The organism is Bradyrhizobium sp. Arg237L, assembly GCF_029990105.1.
Lineage (GTDB): Bacteria > Pseudomonadota > Alphaproteobacteria > Rhizobiales > Xanthobacteraceae > Bradyrhizobium.
In genome coordinates, this window is record NZ_JAQMIL010000037.1 from 1 (window position 1) to 18,968 (window position 18,968).

General features: G+C 62.3%; 8 protein-coding genes and 1 pseudogene. 6 read left to right on the forward strand and 3 right to left on the reverse strand.

The window, feature by feature from the left end; translation table 11 throughout:
• The 6 genes and pseudogenes from OZ411_RS22420 to OZ411_RS22445 form a co-directional block, all read left to right on the forward strand.
• Positions 1-147 (forward strand): annotated as a pseudogene (locus OZ411_RS22420) (transposase); the annotation flags it as partial.
• Between the two features lie 173 nt (positions 148-320).
• Positions 321-995, forward strand: a complete 675-nt coding sequence (locus OZ411_RS22425; RefSeq protein ID WP_349017028.1) for a catechol 1,2-dioxygenase — start codon at positions 321-323, stop codon at positions 993-995.
• 550 nt (positions 996-1,545) lie between these two features.
• Positions 1,546-2,283, forward strand: coding sequence for an STN domain-containing protein (locus tag OZ411_RS22430; protein WP_282529685.1), 738 nt, complete (start codon positions 1,546-1,548; stop codon positions 2,281-2,283).
• A 69-nt stretch (positions 2,284-2,352) separates the two neighbouring features.
• Positions 2,353-2,943 (forward strand): sigma-70 family RNA polymerase sigma factor, encoded by a 591-nt coding sequence (locus OZ411_RS22435; protein WP_282529686.1) that lies wholly within the window; start codon positions 2,353-2,355, stop codon positions 2,941-2,943.
• Positions 2,924-3,901, forward strand: coding sequence for a FecR domain-containing protein (locus OZ411_RS22440; RefSeq protein WP_282529687.1), 978 nt, complete (start codon positions 2,924-2,926; stop codon positions 3,899-3,901). Before OZ411_RS22435 ends, OZ411_RS22440 begins: the two co-directional genes overlap by 20 nt.
• Positions 3,902-4,063: 162 nt before the next feature.
• Positions 4,064-15,088 (forward strand): filamentous haemagglutinin family protein, encoded by an 11,025-nt coding sequence (locus OZ411_RS22445; RefSeq protein ID WP_282529688.1) that lies wholly within the window; start codon positions 4,064-4,066, stop codon positions 15,086-15,088.
• A gap of 127 nt (positions 15,089-15,215) precedes the next feature.
• Here OZ411_RS22445 and OZ411_RS22450 read toward each other — a convergent pair whose 3' ends face one another.
• From OZ411_RS22450 to OZ411_RS22460, 3 genes are all read right to left on the reverse strand, one after another.
• Positions 15,216-16,154, reverse strand: coding sequence for a GlxA family transcriptional regulator (locus tag OZ411_RS22450; RefSeq protein WP_282529733.1), 939 nt, complete (start codon positions 16,152-16,154; stop codon positions 15,216-15,218).
• Between the two features lie 281 nt (positions 16,155-16,435).
• Positions 16,436-16,957, reverse strand: coding sequence for a prolyl-tRNA synthetase associated domain-containing protein (locus tag OZ411_RS22455; RefSeq protein WP_282529689.1), 522 nt, complete (start codon positions 16,955-16,957; stop codon positions 16,436-16,438).
• Between the two features lie 24 nt (positions 16,958-16,981).
• Positions 16,982-18,808 (reverse strand): CocE/NonD family hydrolase, encoded by a 1,827-nt coding sequence (locus OZ411_RS22460; RefSeq protein WP_282529690.1) that lies wholly within the window; start codon positions 18,806-18,808, stop codon positions 16,982-16,984.
• Between the last annotated feature and the right edge of the window lie 160 nt (positions 18,809-18,968).

Sequence of the window (18,968 nt, forward strand, 5' to 3'; positions counted from 1 at the left end):
AAGGACATCTATAAATGGCGCCACCTGATCGAGAACTTCTTCGGCAAGCTGAAGGAATTCAAACGCATAGCAATGCGATCCGACAAGACCGACAGCAGCTTCGAGGCGATGATCTACCTCGCCACCGCTGTTATCCATTCTAGATGAATCTCAACAGGCCCTAGTCAATGAAGCGAAGGGTGAGCTGCGATGCAGCCCACCCCTTGTTTCCTTCAGCCGGCTTCAACGCCTCTTGCCGGTCGAAATACGCAATTCTCCCATTCCGGTTGACGTGGAAATTCACCCGACGGCCACTTGCTTCAAGGCTGGAGGGCGTCTGGTTGAGACTTGACGAAGCCGAGCACCGCGCCGGCCTTGCCGGCGGCACGACGCGCACTATCGAAGGTCCGCTCTATGTCGCCGGTGCGCCGCTCTCGAAGGGCGAAGCCCGGCTCGACGACGGCACCGATGATGGCGAGATACTGCTCATGGAAGGCCAGGTGTTCGACACGGAGGGCAGGCCGATTTCCGGCGCGATTGTCGATGTCTGGCACGCCAATTCGTTCGGCTTCTATTCGTTCTTCGGTCCGCCCCAGTCGTCCTACAATCTGCGCCGCCGGATCGAAACCGACCTCGACGGCCGCTATCGCTTCCGTTCGATCATGCCGTCGGGCTATGGCTGCCCGCCCGGCTCCAACACCGAGACGCTGCTCGCGAAGATGGGGCGCCATGGCCAGCGGCCGGCGCACATCCATTTCTTCTTCACCGCGTCAGGCTATCGGCAGCTCACCACCCAGATCAGCATCGACGGCGACAAATACCTGCACGACGATTTTGCTTTCGGCACCCGCGACGACCTGATCCCACCGGTCGTACGCGTAACGGAAGCCACCGAAATCCGGGAAGCAGAGCTCAACAGGCCATTCGCGCGGATCGGATTCGACTTCAAGGTCACCCGCAAGGTCGCGGGCGCTCCGGCGACCGTTGTGCACCGCGAGCACGCGGTGGCGGCGTAACTCGAGGTGGTTAACAGCACTGCGCGAACGTTCCGATCCATGGGGAATCGTGCTGCCGTCTGATGCGTGTGAATCCGCGTGGCTCGCCGGGCACGCAGCTGGATTTCTGCCGGTGGCAGCTGACGCGGTGCCAGGATCTGCGGAACTGCTTGGCCAGCGGCCCTTGAAGTTGGACTCGCTCTCGCGCCCATGAACAGCGTCAGGCGGAAGATTGGATAAGATATCGCAGGCTCGGTTGGTGTGGGGAAACGCGGGAGCCCTCCCCCGCCACCAGATCTGCGAATTTACACGCCAGACTACATCTCGCACAGGCGGTGCAAATTTACCGCCGTAAAGCTCGATACTGCGCCGCGCATCAAACACCCAAATCGATCATTAGTTCGGGATGAGACGACGTCTTTCGAGTAAACGACGGCCTTAGCATTGGGTGACACTAGGTCCGTAGTCGAGGCGTGTCACAATACCGTCTTGCGCAGCGTCGTAAGTTGGGAGGAGTTTCTGATTGACCGGCGTCTGGTTCAATTCGTAACGGATCGATCCGCAGCCATCCGTGAGTCTCGTGTTTGCCAAGGTGAACCAGCATTTCATGAACATCGTCAGCTGGTGGAAGTGTGTGATCACGCGCGATCTTGCCGCTGTTGTCGCGCATTTGATGATGGTTTCGGCTCTGTGGCACGCATCGCCGGCGGGGGCGACTTCCTTCGACATCCCCGCGCAACCTCTGGCGTCTGCCATAGACGCGTTCTGCGCGGCGACCGGGACCGAGGTGTATTACGACGGCGCAGCGGCGATCGGACAGCGATCTTCTGCGGTGACCGGCGCCCTTGCGCGTGACGATGCTCTCAGAAACTTGCTCGCAGGGACGCAACTCGTCCCACTGCGCGCGCGCGAAAACAGCTACTTGCTAATTCATCCCGGCGACGATACGGCGCATGCGTTCGCTACGGCACGGATCGCCCAGGATGGTCAATATCAGCGCTATTTCGCCGTGGTGCAAGACGACATCCTGCGCATTCTGTGCCGGTATCCTGACACGCGCCCCGTGAGTTATCGGCTGGTGATCAAGTTGTGGATCGGTTCGTCGGGATTGGTGCAGCGCGCAGAACTCGAAGGATCGGCCGGCGAACAGGCAAGTCACCGGATGCTGTTGGCGACGCTTGGCAAGTCACGCATGACCGAACCGCCACCGGCGCAGATGCCGCAGCCGATCACCATGGTTGCGCTGCCGGGGGGAGCGGCCGACGCGAGGCTCTGCGCATCACCCGTCGACCAGAAGGCCGGGCGCTAGCATGTCGGTGCGCGAGACAGCGGGCGCGTACGATGCTCACGGGACAAGGGTCCAGGGTCGCGATTCCGCATGACCCACAGCAGCCGCGCCGAATTGCGCCGTTTTTTGACACTCTGCTATGATGATTTGCGAGCCAAGTTGGCCCGTCGATTGAATTCGGTGGAGCTTGCCGGTGACGCCTTGCAGGACACGTATATGGAGCTTTGCCGGGGCGCGGATCTGCCGCCGGTGCAGCGGCCGCGCTCTTACTTGCTGCGCATGGCCAAAAATATCGCCCTGAGGAAGTTGAGCTCGGAAAAATACACGGTTTCGCTCGATGACGCGAAGATCGCCTTCGACATTGCCGATGAAACGCCCGGTCCCCAACGAAGTCTGGAAGCGAAGATCGAGCTCGAAGCCTTTCAACATGCGATCAGGGAATTAACCCCGCGACGGCGCGTTATCCTGCATGCAGCGCGCGTCGAAGGAAGACCCCTGCACGCAATTGCAGCACAGTTGGAGATATCACAAAGACTGGTTGAGATCGAGTTGAAGCATGCGTTAGCCCATTGCGCGCTTCGTCTGGATCGGCAACTCGTGCAAAGATTCGGCCCTCAGCCCGTTCAGCAATCGCATGGACAGAGGGCCGACAAGCGTGTTGATGACAGGGATGACCGATAGCCCACCCGAAAAGTTGGACCGGATCGAGCGCGAAGCGCACGATTGGCTGGTCCGTTTCACCTCGGGGGAAGCAGGACCTGCGGACCTGCGGGAAGGCAAGATGTGGATCGAGCGCGATCCGGCGCATCGTACCGCGTTTATGAAGGCCACCCGGATGTGGGAGGCCTTGGGGCCGGAGGCATTTGAGGGGAATCGCCCAGCCGCGCGGACGTTCGCCTCTATCTCGATGTCACGTCGTGCCGTGCTTGGCGGCGGGGCCGCTGCCATCGCCGCGAGCGCGGCATATCTCGTCGTGCAGCCGCCGCTCGGCCTCTGGCCATCCTGGTCGGAAATGGCGGCCGACTATCGGACGCACACCGGCGAGCGGCGGCGTATTGTGGTGGCCGACACGACTTTCGTCGAGATGAATACCCAGACCAGCATTGCGCTGCGCCAGGTCGCGAAGGAGGCCGCGGGGATCGAGTTGATCTCGGGCGAGGCGCTGGTCGCGACGCCATCCGGTGCGGGGCCGGCCTTTGTCGTGACGTCCAGTCAAGGCCAAACCAGCGGAATTGAAGCGAAATTCAACATACGGAATGATGGGCACGCGGTTTGCGTGACCTGCGTCGAGGGGAACGTTCACGTCTCGTACGGCGCGGCGATAGCGTCGTTGCGCGCCCGCGAGCAGATCACCTATGATCGATCAGGCTTGGGGAAGCCCGCGTTCGTCGATGCAGCGATCGTGACCGCCTGGCAAGACGATCTGTTGATCTTCCACTCCAAGCCGCTACGTGAAGTCATCACGGAAATCAATCGTTATCGTTCCGGAAAAATCATCGTCGTGAATTCTGCGCTCGGCGCGCGGTTGTTCAGCGCCAATTTCCGGGTTCGCAACGTCGATGCGGTCCTCGAGCAAGTCGAGAAACTGTTTGGCGCGACCGTCACATCCTTGCCGGGCGGCATCGTCCTGCTGAGCTAAACGCCGTCGATCGCTCGGGAATTCCTGACCTCAAATTATTTCTTACTTTTTTTTCGGTGCCGCGCTTCGGCATGTCTCTACGCAGAGGGAAAGCGTCGCTTCGAGTGACGTCATCCACGTGAAATCAGCTTCACGTCAAAGTCTTTGCCGAGAGATCAAGCCATGTCCGTCCAGCCTGCCGCCTGCCGATTCCGCCGCGCTACCCTCAAGAACAACTTGCTCGTTGGGGTCAGTACCGCTGCTCTGCTGCTCGGCAGCATTGCGGGGGCGGAGGCGCGCAGCCTGGGGAGCGCAAGCACGGGTTCGGGTTCGGGTTCGGCTACGGCAGCCGCTGCCGCGGCCGCGCAGTTGGCCACCCAGCAGTCGTCGCTCGCGGCCAAGCAGGCGGTGGAGTCGATGGCGCGCGCGGCGGCTTCTTTGCAGGCACTGCGCGACAGTCAGGCCGCCGCGCGTGCGGCGGCGCTGGCGGCACAAAGCGCGGTCCCGAACGGACTGACTCCCGGAGGACTGGTGACGGCGCCGGGGGCCGGAGCCGTCCCAGGCGTCTGGACCGGCGCCGATCTGCCGACGCAGGCGCAGGGCGGAGGCCGCACCACGGTGACCGTTAGGCAGACCGAGCAAAAAGCAATCCTGAACTGGTCCAGCTTCAATGTCGGCCGCGAGACCAATCTATATTTCAACCAGACCGCCGGTGGTGCCGACGCCACCAACTGGATTGCGCTCAATCGTGTCCGGATCCTCGGCACGATCAAGGCCGAAGGACAAGTCTACGTCATCAACAGGAATGGCATTATTTTCGACGGCGCGAGCCAGGTCAACGTCAACACTTTCGTCGCCTCGTCGTTGGGCCTGTCGGATGAACAGTTCCGCGCCGGCATCAACAAACAGCTCATGGTCTTCGACGATCCATCGGGCAGCAGTATTGCCAAGCCGCAATTCGGCTATCTCGGACAACAAAATCCGAACCAATTTGTCGGGCTCAACGATCCCAGCCAGGTCGCAGGCGCGATCATCGGCGACGCTCCGGGCGATGTGCGGATCGAGGCCGGTGCGCAGATCACAATGGCGAGCGGCGGCAAGGCCCTGATCTTTGCGCCGCATGTCCTCAACTCCGGCCGTATCTCGGCGCCCGACGGCCAGGTCATCATGGCGGCGGGCGAACAGATCTACCTCACGACCGATCAGTCTGGCGTTCGTGGTCTCGACGTCGCCGTCTCGGCGCCGATGCGTTGGATGTTCGACTACTACCATATGGCGACGGTGACCGGTCAGGGAAACTGGGTCGGCGACAACGACTACACGCTGGGCCTGAAGGACGTCGTGTTCCCGGAGATGGCAGCGCGTGGCGCTTCGGTCGGTTACAACGTCGTCAATAATGGCATGGTGCGGGCCGACCACGGCAACATCACCCTGATGTCTCGCGAGATCGTGCAGAACGGCGCGCTCGAGGCCTCAACCGCGTTGAACAACCGCGAAGGCTCCATCCGGCTGCGCGCCTGGGGCGAGGGCATGTTGTCCTACGGCAGCTCGATGCCTGTTGGATCGCCGCTGCGCTACTGGTCGGCTGGCACGTTGGTTCTGGGATCAGGCAGCGTCACCACGGCGATGCCGGACCTCACTGATACCAGCGACATCGAGCTGTCGTCGCTGGCGACGCGTTACAGTCCCGGTCGCATCGAGATGCGCGGGAAATTCATCGATATCGAAGCCAGGGCCAGCGTCATCGTGCCGGCCGGCACCATCAGCATCGTTGCCAGCACGTCGCCTCTGTCGGGCGATGTCCCCATCACAGGGGAGCCGGTGAAGCGCGACGGCAGCCGCGTGTATATCGGCGAAGATGCCTATCTCAGCGTCGCGGGTCTGCAGGACGTCTTGCTCACCATGGAGAGCAACGTCGTCACCGGTGAATTTCGTATCAACGAACTGCGCGATTCGCCTTTGTATCGTGACTCGTGGCTGCGCGGACTGACAGTCAGCGTCGACAAACGCGTCAGCGGCTTGTTCGGGGACGGGCCGATGGCCGATGTCAACTGGATCGCAGGTTCGCCCGGCAAATGGGTTGGCACGCCGCTCGGCGATTTCTCCGGCTGGATCGGCGTTGGCAAGACAACACTGGGCGAGCTGTCTACCAAGGCAGGTTCGATCTTCGTCAAGTCGAGTGGCTCGATCGTAACCCGCGAAGGTTCATTGCTCGACGTTTCGGGCGGCTCGGTGCGCTATGCGGACGGCTGGATCACCACGACCAAGATTCGGGGGGCGGACGGTCGAGTCTACGATATCGGTGAGGCGACGCCCGATCGTCTCTATGTCGGTCTCGCGGGCGGTTTCACTCGCAGGCATGAGCGTGCCGGCATCACCGAGACCTGGCGCAACCCGCTGGATCGCAGTAACGGCACGCGGTTCGAGCAGGGCTATACCGAAGGTCGCGATGCCGGTTCGATCCAGTTCTTCGCTGCCGAAGCCATGGTGCTCGAGGGTGGCTACTGGGGTGGGGTCATCACGGGGGAACGGCAGGCGGCGTCCGGCCAGCTCGCCACCGCCGGCACGTTCACGATCGGCGGCAACGCCGACGAGCATCGCCAGTGGCTGCTGGGCAATCTCATCATCGCTGCCGAGCCGGAGACGCTGCCTGCCAACTTTACCGCGAGCAGCCCGTTGGATCCGAAATGGTACCACGGCACCCAGGATAGAGAGACATCGGTTCGCGATAAGACCACCTATCTCGATTCCGATGTGCTGGCCGAAGCCGGCATGTCGAAGCTTGCCTTCTATGTCGCCACCAGTTTCACGCTGGACAAGGACGAGAAACTCGAGCTCGCGCCGGGCACGACGTTCAACGTGATTGCCAATGTTGGCACTCAAAATCCGGCCAGCTTTGCTGTTGACGGCAGCATTCGCATTGCTGGCGGCAATGTTTGGTTTGCCGGCGCGGAGACGGCGACCTTCGGTCGCGGCGCCGCAATCGATGTCAGTGGCGAATGGATCAATGGCCCAGGCGGCGCGCAGCTTCCCGTGATCAAGGGCGGCACGATCCAGCTCACCGGCGATTTCGCGCCGGGCATCACCCTGGACGTGTCCGGCGGCGGCTGGTACGACACGCGCGGCGCGAAGCCGAAGTTGAAACTCGGCGATGCCGGCGCCATCACGCTGTCGGTCACGGATGCCAATCAGTTGTCGGAACTCGATCTGCGCGGCTACGCGGCAGGTTCGGGTGGCTCACTCACGATTGTTACGTCAGGATCGGTCCAGGTAGGCGGCACCGCTCCGGCCGATCCCGCTGTGTTGCGGCTGTCGGAGACGCTCTACAGCGAACGTGGCTTCCGCGCCTTGTCGTTGACGAGTACCGGCAACATCACGGTCGCGGATGGCGCCACGATTTCGCAGCTTCCGTTGAATGTCGATCTCGCCGGCGTCGATGTTTCCGCCTTTGCATCGGGCACACCGATCACTGCAATTGGCAAGCTCGCGTTGCTCCCGACGGCGGACCGGCTGGATCGCAAGCCAACTTCGCTGTCCCTGATCGGCGACAGCGTCACCGTCGGCGCCGGCTCTGTGGTGCGGACCGATGTCCGCGGCTCCGTCACGCTGGCTGCCATCGGTCATAAGGATCCGGCCACCGATACCACCATCCCCGGCGACGTGATCGTGCGTGGCGCGATCGACGCGCCGGCGGGCTCGATCTCCGTGTCGGCCAATGGCGAGCTCGCGCTTGCGGCAGGAGCGCAACTGCTGGCACGCGGCACATCGGTGACGGAGATCGACGCGCAAGGTCTGCGCTCCGGGACGGTGCTGGCCGGAGGCGGTGTCAGCCTCGCTGAGGCGGCGGTGATGAAGATCGAAGCCGGTTCGCTGATCGATGTCTCGGGGTCGAGCGACACTTTCGATCTGGCGAGGGGGCGGGGCGCGGTCTCGACCTACAGCCTCGCCAGTAACGGCGGTACGATTGCGCTCAAGCTGAGCGGCGCCGCCAATGATGTCGTCGCGGGATCATTCCAGGGATATGCCGGCGGCGCTGGATCGGTCGGGGGCACGATCGATATCTCGGTGGGGAGCACTTCGGAGCCGACGCCGAGCTTCATGCTTCCGGCGCTGTACTATGTTGACAGGGACACCGGGGCGGTCGTCGCGGTCAACCTGCGGCAGAACCTGGACATCTACAGGGAATACAGCTCGGGTTCGGACCCGGCCTTTCAGTTCGCTATCGTACGAAACGCAATTCGGGACGCGACAACCGCTCTCACGCGCGGCGGGGGATTGGCCATCATCGATCTCAACGCGGACTCGACGCCCGGCAGCCTCCTCCAGCCGCTGGCATCGGTTACGCCACAACTCACCAACCAGATCGCGTTGCTGTCGAAAAACTTCTTCACGGATCCTGCCGCCACTCAACGCCTGGAGTTGCCTACCGCCAACGTCAAGGTCACGAAGATCTCGGCCGACACCGTGAACAACGGCGGCTTCGGTACCCTGAACGTGAATTCGACCGCCTTCATGGTTGCGCCGGGAATCAATCTGTCGTTCGGCAAGTCGATCTCGATCGGCGGCGCGATCAACAGCGGCGGCGCAGGAACGGCTAAGGTGACCGCGCCCTATATCGCGCTCCTCGGAGGATCCGGTTCCGCCGGCCCGGCCGGTGTCGGCAAGATCGTGCTGACTGCCGATCTGATCGACATCACCAGAATGGCCTTTAGCGGATTCGCTGAAACGCAGTTGGTAGCGCGGGATCTCCGGATGGGCGGCCTGCTGACCGATCTGCGGTCAAACCGCACCTCGTCGCTCGATGCAGACGGCCGTCTCGAGCTGAAGGTCGGGCAGGTCTATCCGGCTACCGGCATCCTTGCTTCGATCAAGGCCGGCACGCAATTGGTCATCGAGCGCAACGGCGATACTGGGCTGCCGCTGTCGGCCGCTGGCACCTTGAACCTCGAAGCGCCGGCGATCGCGCAGAACGGCGTAGTGCGCGCGCCATTTGGCAGCATCACTTTCACAGCCACGGACAGCATCGCACTGGGCGCCGGAAGTATCACGTCGGTGTCCGGCGACGGTCTCGTGCTTCCTTATGGGACCTTGAGCAACAACGAGTTCTGGAACGATCCGCTCGCGAAGCCGACCGAGGCCAATCCGACGCCAACGCTAGGCAAGCTGCCGGAAAAGAATATTGTCCTCAATGCGCCCGGCGTCACGCTCGCGGCCGGTTCGGTTGTCGACATTCGCGGTGGCGGCGATCTTTATGCTTGGGAGCACGTCCCCGGCCCCGGCGGCTCGCACGACGTGCTGACCCAGCCAGGACTTTACGCGATCATGCCGGGGCTGAATGCATCGACGGCTTCACAGGATCAAATCTGGCTTGCCGGGGGCAATGGCCTCGCCGCTGGCTGGTACGCCTTGCTGCCGGCGCGCTATGCCTTGCTGCCCGGGGCGTACGCGGTGTCCGTCGTGAAGGGATCCGCTGGCAAGGAGGTCCTCAATTCCGTGCCGATGGCGGATGGTTCGGTGCTGATGAGCGGTTACCGGGCAGATGCCTATGGCGGCGGCTTCGAGCAGCTCCGCTCGACGTGGCAGGTGATGTCGGGCTCGACCTTGCGCAGCTACAGTGAATACAACGAAGCCTTCGCCAACACCTACTTCGCATCCGATGCGTTCAAGCTCGGGCAATACCGTCTCACCGGCATCAATATCGTTACGCCGCGGCTTCCGGCCGACGGCGGATCGGTGGTGTTCAAGGCGACAACCGAGCTCGTGCTGCAAGGTCTGCTGCGGTCGCAACCGGCCGCGGGCGGTCGCGGCGGTCTGGTGGATATCGCCGGGAGCAGGATCGCGATCGTCGGCAGCGGTCAGGATCGCAGCGATCTGACCGGCTATCTGGTGGTCGACGCGAACTCGCTCAGCAATTTCGGCGCCGGCAGCCTGTTGATCGGTGGCGTTCGCAGTGGTGACGCGAGAGGCCTGCGTATCGATGTGACAGCGAGCGACGTTGTCATTCGCAACGATGCGACGAGCGCGTTGACGGGATCGGAAATCCTCTTTGCGGCGAGCGGCACGATCGGCGTCGGCGACGGCAGCGTCATCCTCGCAAGGGGAACCGCCCCGGGCAGCAGCGTTGATCTCGTGATGGCGCCGCAGGTCAAGGCGGTCTACGGCGACATCGGCGGCGTGAGTGATGGCAATCCCGACAACGATGTGCTGTTGAGCCCGTCGAAGGATTACGGTGCGCTGCTTCGTGTCTCCACCGGCAATGCTGTCAAGGTGCTGCGCGAGAATGTCGACATCACGATGGGCGGGATCGTGACGATCGGCGCCAATGCGACACTTGCGGGTGGCAATGCGCTGCTGATCGATGCGACGCAGGACACGGTGGTCGCCGGCAATGCGAAGCTTTCAGGCGTGGCTCTGTCACTGTCGAGCGGCCGGATCGGCTTCGGCGGCGGCACCTCCGGCCTCGTGCTCGATGCGGTGTCACTGGCGCAACTGGCCAATACGCAGGCTCTCACCTTGCGCAGCTACAGCACGATCGACGTCTACACCTCCGTCAATCTTGGCGGTGCCGGTCTGAATGCGGTGACGCTGGATTCCGCCGGGCTGGTTGGTTACGGCAATGGTACCATCGCGATCAGCGGTCGCAGCATCGCGCTCGACAACAGCGGCGGCAGCTTCAGCAGCCCCGTCGGGGCCGGCCATCTCCAACTGACACTGAGCGCCGACGAAATCGTTCTCGGCGGTGGCAACAAGGTATTGCGGGGCTTCGACGCGGTCACGCTGAATGCGGGCCGCCAGATCGTCGGGCAGGGCAACGGCAGCATCGAAGCCGATATGGCGACCGTGACGTTGGCTACTCCGGTGGTGACCGGGCGCGGCGGCGCATCGCAATCGATCGTCACCCAGAGCGCGCTTCAGGTGATCGGCGGCGGCGATAGCGTCATCGATCGTCCCGAACTCAGCCTCGGTACCCGCTTTTCGCTGACAGGATCGAGCGTCGATCTCAGTGGACGCATCGTGGCGCTCGGAGGTGCCGTCAATCTGACTGCGACCGGTGGCAATGTCGTGATCGGTCAAGGCGGCCTAATCGATGTCGGTGGCTTCAGGAAGGAGTTCTTTGACGTCGCGCAATTCGCCGATGCAGGGAGCGTCGCATTGACGGCGGTTGGTTCGGTGCAACTGACTTCGGGCGGAACGCTCAATCTTGCCGCGCATGCCGATGGCGGCGCGGCGGGCAAGCTCTCGATGGCCGCATCCAACGGTGGCACCGTGGTGCTCGACGGGCGCATCCAGGCCCAGGCGAAAGCCGGTGAGAAGGGCGGTTCGTTTGCGCTGGACATCGCGACCCTGCCGGACTTTGCCACCATGAGCCAGACGCTGAACTTGTCGGGCTTCTCCGCGTCGCGGCAGTTCCGGATACGCTCGGGCAATGTGGTGATCGATGGCATCACCAACGTCGCGGACTTCGCGCTGGTTGCTGACCAGGGCTCAGTCACGCTGGCGGGCTTGATCGATGCTCGCTCGGAATATGGCGGCAAGATCGCAGTCAGTGCCGGCAATGGGCTGACGATGTTGAGCTCCGCCCGGCTCCAGGCCGGCGCCACCGGCGAATTCGGTGGCGGGCGCGTGACGCTGGAAGCCAGCGGCGGCCAGTTGGATCTGCGCGGCGGCAGCATCGACGTTTCCGGCGCCGAGGATGGTCGTGTACGCTTCCGCGCGCTGCAATCGGCCGGTCACGACGAGATCGCTGTCAGCAATCTACAGGCCAGTATTGTCGGCGCACGTTCGGCCGTGCTCGAAGGCGTCAGCGTCTATGACAGCAGCTCGGTTGACGCGGTCCGTGCGGCGGCGATTGCCGATGCCAACAATTTCGCTGGCCATGCCGCGGCGATTGCTGCCCGCCTCAATGCCTCGGGCAGCCTTGCCGTGATGCCCGGCATCGAGATCCGCAGCTCGGGCGACCTCGTCGCCGAAACCGACTGGAATCTGTTCGCCGACTTCGGTGCCAACGCCCGCGCCGGCGGACTGACGCTGCGTGCGGCCGGCAATCTCACCATCCTTGGCCATCTCAGCGACGGCTTCTCGGCGGCGGACCGGAGTGGTGTACTGCAGGATACCGCGTCATGGGATCTGCGGCTCGTCTCCGGTGCCGATCTGACATCGGCAAGCGCACTTGCGGTCGCTCCGCTGACGGCTCTGCCGTCAGGCAGCGGTTCGCTCATCGTTGGCGATGCCGCCGCCGGCAAGGTCGTTCGCACCGGCACCGGTGATATCGATGTCGTGGCTGGCCGCGATCTGGTTCTGGCGCACAACGAATCCGTCATCTACACAGCGGGACGAGTTGACCCGACCTCGTTTGCCGACTTCATTGCGCCGGTGAGCGCGACCTATGGCATCAACGGCGGTAATCTCAGAATTTCGGCGCAGGGCAGCGTGCAGTCGGTGCTGCCGGCCAATCCGGATGACAACCAGCTGTTCGTGGAGTGGCTGAAGAAGGTCGGCTCGACCGACAGAAGCTATGTCTATCTGCCGGGCCAGCAGAGCTCATGGTGGGTCGATTACGGCAATTTCCAGCAGGGCGTCGGTGCGCTCGGCGGCGGCAATGTGTCGGTCAACGCAGGCGGTGATCTGGTCAACCTGCTGGTGGCGCTGCCCACCAATGGCCGCGTCCGCGGCGGACTGTCGAGCGGCGAACGGAAGCTTCTCGAAGTCCGCAACGGTGGCCTGATGGAGGTCGAAGCCGGCGGCGCGATCCGCGCAGGCTATTATTATGTGGGACGTGGCGCCGGCACCATCAGCGCGGGCGAATTCGCCGTCGGACGTGCGGTGCTCGCACAGAAGTCGGCGACGCAGATCGACGTCTATGCCATTGCACCGGTGATTGCGCTTGGCGACGCGACGATGAAGGTCAGAACCGCTGGTGACCTGCTCCTGCAGACGGTCATGGATCCCCTGTTGCTCAGCTCCGACTCCCTGATGTTCGGCGGTCAGGATTTCTACAACGCGCATATGAGCGGCTACACCGATCGAACGGCGCTCGACCTGCTGGCGGTAGGCGGCAACGTCACGTTGGCCAACCAGGGGAGATTTCTCTCCAAGGACATCGATCTGGCCAGCGGCGGCGTCTACACGAGCGATATCGACTATTCGATCATCGGTCTGATGGCGACCAATCTCTATCCCTCAATGACGCGCATCGCTGCTCTCAACGGATCGGTGACCAACCTCAATCGTTTCTACACGGCTCCCGGAAGCCATCCCGAACTCCGTATCCTCGCCGAAACAGATGTGATGCTCGGTGAAATCACCATGTCACGGGCAAATCTCGAGATGATGCCTTCGCCTTTCAGGCCTGTCGGCGGAGGCTCAGGTGCGGATATCCAGCTCGTGAAGTTTCCGTTCGAAGCCGATTTCCAATCACCGGCGAACAGTGGATTTCATGCTCTCTTGTTCAATACCCTGACGTTCGAGAATCCGATCAGCTACAATTCGCATGGCGGCTATATCGAAAGCGTTCGCAATCCGGATCACTTGGCTAACGAGGGCGACGAGGAGCCCAGTCGTATCTTTGCAAGAAGTGGCACAATATCGAACTCGCCGATCGTTGCCGGCAACGTGATGCGCCTCGGAAAGGTCACCACCAACGAGCAGACCTGGTTCCGTGCCGGGGCCGATATTCGCAATATCAGCTACGACCTGCGTAACGTTCATCGTTCTGACGTCTCGCTGCTCGAGGCCGGCAACGATATCATCGGTTATAACATCGATATCCAAGGCCCAGGCATGATTGCCCTGGCGGCGGGGCGAGACGTCTATAGCGCGAATTTCGTGATCAACAGTCGTGGTAACTACTACGCCTACGCCGACCACCGCCCGGTCGAGACCTCGGAGGTTCGGGGACTGCCGCGCGACGGCGCCGCGATCTCCGTGATGGCCGGCCTCAAAGGCAAGCAGCCCTCCTACGATGCGCTGGCGGCAGCTTATCTCGATCCTGCCGATGTCACGGCGATGCCGGATTACCTGAAGGCGACGATCGATGGTGTCATGCTGCCAATCTATCTGACCGATGCCTTCGAAACGCGCGGCGGATCTTCGCACAAGGTCAGGTCCGGCCTGGTCTCGTTCATCCAGGAGATTACCGGCGAGACCTTGTCGCCGCTCGGCGCCTGGGCGCGCTTCCAGTCATTGCCTGCGCTGACGCAGCAGCGCTTCCTGCGCCAGGTGTATATTCAGGAGTTGAGGGCTGCCGGCGACGATCAGAACACGCTCGGTGCGGATGGTCGGCCGATCCACGGCGGCTACAAGCGTGGCTACACCGCGATCGAGACCCTGTTCCCCGGCAAGGACTGGAGCGGCGATATCAAGATCGGCAACACCGCGTTCCTCACTATGGCTGGCGGCGGCATCGAGACGCTGACACCGGGCGGCGGACTACAGGTGGCGGCACTTGGCACGGTCGCGCCGCCCGGCGCCGGCTTGATCACGCTCGGCAATGGCGACATCAACATCTTCGCCCGCGACAGCGTCACCGTGAACCGCTCGCGCATCCTCACCTTCGCCGGCGGCGATGAGGTGATCTGGTCGACGCTCGGCGACATCGATGCCGGCCGTGGTGCCAAGACCACGCGTGTGCCGTCGGCGCCGGAAATCGTCACCGATGCCGACGCCGTTACGAAAGTCATGGAAAGGGCTGACATTTCCGGCAGCGGCATCGGCACCATCATCGGTTTCACTGGTGTCGAGCCCGGCGACGTCTCGCTGATCGCTCCGGTCGGCACGGTGGATGCGGGCGACGCCGGAATCCGGGTCAGCGGCGACCTCACCGTGGCGGCGATGTATGTGCTCAACACCGACAACATCAAGGTCGGTGGTGAGACCAAGGGCGTGCCGAAGGTGCAGGCCCCGGCCGTCAATCTGACGGTCGAAACCAAGGACAAGGCGGCGGCCGACGCGGTCAAGGACGCGACGCAGCAGCCTGCGAATGAGCGGCCGTCGATCATCATCGTCGAGCTGCTCGGCTTTGGCGGCGAGAGCGATCAGGAAACGCCGCGACGCGATGAACAGCCGCGTCAGGAGGAAGAACGTGGCAGGAAGGAGCGGCGCAGTTACAACTACGATCAGACAAGTCCGGTTCAAGTATTGGGGGCCGGTGCGCTGTCGGATATGCAGACCGAGGCTCTGATCTACGAAAAGAAAAAGCAGGTGCGCTGACCCCAAATGTGGCCGATATCACCAGCGACTCTCCCGGTATCGTTGACCCGCGGCTGGGGCTTCGGCCGCGGAGTCTGATCACATGCCGCTGACTGAGCGCAGCGATCAATCTCTTGAGAAGCTGAACTCAGGCAGGGTCATAGACCCGACGACCTTCCGCGCTTGGTTCGAGATCCAGGACGCTACCGACAGATCTCTTGCGATCCTCGGACGGATTGCTCCCAAACGTGGATTTGTACGCCTTGCTGAGATGGGATCCGTCGACAAATCCGGTTTCCGCAGCGATGGCGGCAAGCGTCATCTCGGTCTTCATCATCCAGCGTGCATGCTTCAACCGCAAGCGCAAATAGGCGTTCTGAGGAGACTGGCCCGTCTCGTCCTTGAACAGCCGCTCGAGTTGACGCGTGCTGAGGCGGACCTTGGCCGCCAGCCGGGCAATGGAAAGGGGAGACGACAGGTTCTGCTCCATGATCAACAGGGCGCGCGAGATCCGACTATCATTGCCGACGAACTCCGTAGGCGGAGCCGATTGAGCCGATGAGCCGGGTCGCATCCGGTCGATCTGCATGATGTGAAGCGCTTTCTGCGCGTTGGACAAGCCAAGGCGCAATTCCACTATATTTGCCGCAAGGTAGGCGGCGCCGATCCCACCCGAGCACGTGATGCGCCGGCCATCGACAACGAACAATTGGTCCGCAATCGGCAACGTGTCGCCGAACTCCTCCAGGAAGTCGCGATAGTGGTACCAACTGATACAGCACTTCTTCTGGCGCAGGAGGCCCAGGCGCCAGAGAATGAAGCTGCCGGTGCAGACACCGACGATCGCCGCGCTTGAGTCGGCCGCCGTCAAAAGATATTTGCCGGTGCGCTCGTCTATCTGTGGGCCGTCGTGAAGCAGGCCCCCGACCACAACGATGTAGTCGAGCTCGGACGGGTCGATGAATTTGGAGGTGGGCGTGACCAGCACCCCGCTGCTGGACCTGATGGGATCGCCGCCCGCGGACATGATGTGCCATTGGCATCGGATTGGACGACTGTTGTCCCCGTCGTCGGCCGCCAATCGCACGACGTCCAGGAAGTTCGAGAACGCCGTCAGCGTGAAGTTGTTCGACAATATAAAGCCGACGCGAAGCGGTCGTATCGTCCTCTCCATCCTTGCCTCCGTGCGTGTCCGCGCGAGGGCCGGGGCTTCGGCCTTGTCGTGGAACCGCATCTCCCCAATCTCGCGATCGGGGCGTCATATTGCGGGTATTACGAAAGCAAAAACAAGACCATTCGGGAGGCCGCGAGCCCGGACTCTGCGCCAGCGACCAACCAAGCGGGGCGAGGCCGCAGCAGATCGATCGCTCAGGTCGGGCCGCTGTCGTCCTCCAGATCGAGGTAGGAAGGATCGCGGCCCGTAACGGCCAGGAACTTCTCGAGCGACTCCCGTGACAACGACGTCGTCCTCTGGTTGCTGAGGGGATGGCAATTGATCGTCGCCACGCCGGCCAATCGTTGGTCCAGTACGACCCTGACTTTTCGTTCCTTGTCGTTGACAACCGCCAGCACCGAGACGGCGCCGGGTTGGATGCCGAGCAACTCCAGCAGCGCATCGGCCGATCCGAACGATAGGCCTCCTTTCGCTCCGATCTTTCGAGCCAACTGCTTGAGATTGATGGCTGCGTCCTCGTCGGTCACGAAAAGAAAGTAGTTCTTCTTGCCGTCGCGCAGGAACATGTTCTTGGTATGCAAGCCGGGAATATCGCCGCGAAGGCTCTTCGACTCCTCGACGGTGTGCACCGGCGGGTGTTGGAAAGTGCGCGCCTCGATGCCGTTGCTCTCGAGATAGGCCAGAAGTTCGTCGCTTTGGTTCATGCTGCTGCCCATAGATCGCCTTCCTCTAGCCGCTGCTCATGCCAACCGCAACGGCAGCTTGATGTGTGAGGCATTGCCGCCACCACGAAGTACCTCGATCCGCAGTGGGCCCGTCGCGGGGATGCGCTGGAAATGGTCCGCATCGGCGCCCGTGAGAGACAATCTGATCCTGCTCCCCGCCAGAAAGGTCCAGGCGACCGGAAGCAGCGAAAGGCGAAACAGATGCGGTTGACCCGGCACCAACTCTCGCGCCTGATCTCGCCTACAACCGTGGAATATGCCAGGCGTCTGATAATTGCGCGGCATGGGACTTTCCGCCCGATGGAGCGCACGAAGGCACCCTTCGGTGACGTAGAGGGATTGCCCATCGTGGAGTATCTCGGAGAGATAGGCGTGGACGGCGAAGTCACGCGCCGGAGCCGAGATCCAGAGATTGACCAGGCAATGGCCGCTCAGTTCGGCGCTGTGAGGCAATTCGGAACTCGTGTAGTTCAGCATGGAGCGGTCGCGGCCATCCCAGTCCGTGTAGTACTGGCGACTGTCGATCGCCGCGATCCGCTCGTATCGCGTCTGTCTGCCTGTTCCCGCACCAAAGTCGATCTCGTGGGAGTCGGTCGCCGCTTTGCCTGCCGCATCCTCGAGCTTTCCGTCGAGCGCCAGAAATAGCGTTTTCGATGCGTCGAACGGCGGCCAGGTATCAGCGCCGCGCCACTTCTCGTCATGTACGGAGAAATAGTGCACCGGCTTCTCCGAGCGGAGGCCGGTCTCATGTCCGGCGAGGTGCTCGTCGAAGAACCTCAAGACCTCAGCGAGAATGTCGAATTCCGGGAGTTCGTCCGCGCGCCACCGTGAGCAATTGATGCGCGCGCCATGATCCCAAGGGCCGAGGAGAAGGTACTTGTTTTCGTTCGGCAAGGTGAGAAACCGGCTGATCGCTCCGTTCGCGTAACCGGCGCCGTCCATCCAGCCGGAGACGGAATAGACTGCCACATCTCGCCTGATACCCTCGCAATAGCTCGCAGGGCTGATGGCATCGGACGAGTGCCCACCGAATTGGGAAAGGGGTTCGCTCCTGTATTCCATGGCGCGCATCAGCTCCGGCATGCGGAAATTGCCGGAGTGTGCGTCGATCGCCGCTCTGCAATCGGAGCCATCCGGATCGTCATCGACCGGATGCGGTCCCCTGAAGGCGGGATTGGAGTAGTAGACAAATTCCCTGAGCAGATCGCGCTTATCCTGGTCGAGGCCGGCCATCAGGCGATCGTAGACCTCGGCGAGATTGGTCAGAAGTATCCCGCCCGGGTAATAGTTATCCAGATAGGTGTCCCAAACGGAGAACAGCGGGGCGATCGCCTTGACAGCAGGATGCGATGTGGAGGCAAGGAAATCGCTCGCTGCTCCGAGATAGGATATGCCGGTCGCACCGATCGCGCCGTTCGCCCAGGATTGTTGGACAATCCATTGGGCCACTTCGTAAGCGTCGTCGCGCTCGCGGGGAGACCTGAAAATGTCGCGCGTACCAAAGCTCGCTCCCGTACCTCTGATGTCGACGACGACAAGCGCATGTCCTCGCGGGACGAAAGTATCGCGGTATTTGGCGACGTTCGGCGACGACTCCACATTTTCGGCTGACGGATCGACCGCGAAGCGCCGGTAGTACGGTGTCTGAATCAGGATGGTCGGCCAGCGCCCGCCTTCTTCCGTCGCGTCGGGAAGATACACATCGACGGCCAGCCTGCAGCCATCCTTCATTTTCAGGTAGATCGATTTCGGCTGAGTTACCTTGTGGGTCGCGGGCCTGCCGCGGATGTACCGGCTCGGCGATACCATCCAGGCATCTCCGCGCATGTCGTTGTCGGCCATCTGAAAATCCGTAAATTCGGGGTTCTGCCGCCTCGCGACGAGCGGCTCGGCAAGGAGCCGATCATCATGGCTGCGCGTCCATAGGCAAGATGCGAGGCCGTACGTGTCGCGTCGTTACGCGGACGATGTCGCAAGCTTCCAACCGCGAAGGGATGCGAAA

Bases quoted from the DNA above. Each gene is read 5' to 3' on its own strand.
- OZ411_RS22435 (WP_282529686.1), top strand. From the start codon at position 2,353: ATGACCCACAGCAGCCGCGCCGAATTGCGCCGTTTTTTGACACTCTGC.
- OZ411_RS22440 (WP_282529687.1), top strand. From the start codon at position 2,924: ATGACAGGGATGACCGATAGCCCACCCGAAAAGTTGGACCGGATCGAG.
- OZ411_RS22445 (WP_282529688.1), top strand. From the start codon at position 4,064: ATGTCCGTCCAGCCTGCCGCCTGCCGATTCCGCCGCGCTACCCTCAAG.
- OZ411_RS22455 (WP_282529689.1), bottom strand. From the start codon at position 16,957: ATGGGCAGCAGCATGAACCAAAGCGACGAACTTCTGGCCTATCTCGAG.
- OZ411_RS22460 (WP_282529690.1), bottom strand. From the start codon at position 18,808: ATGGCCGACAACGACATGCGCGGAGATGCCTGGATGGTATCGCCGAGC.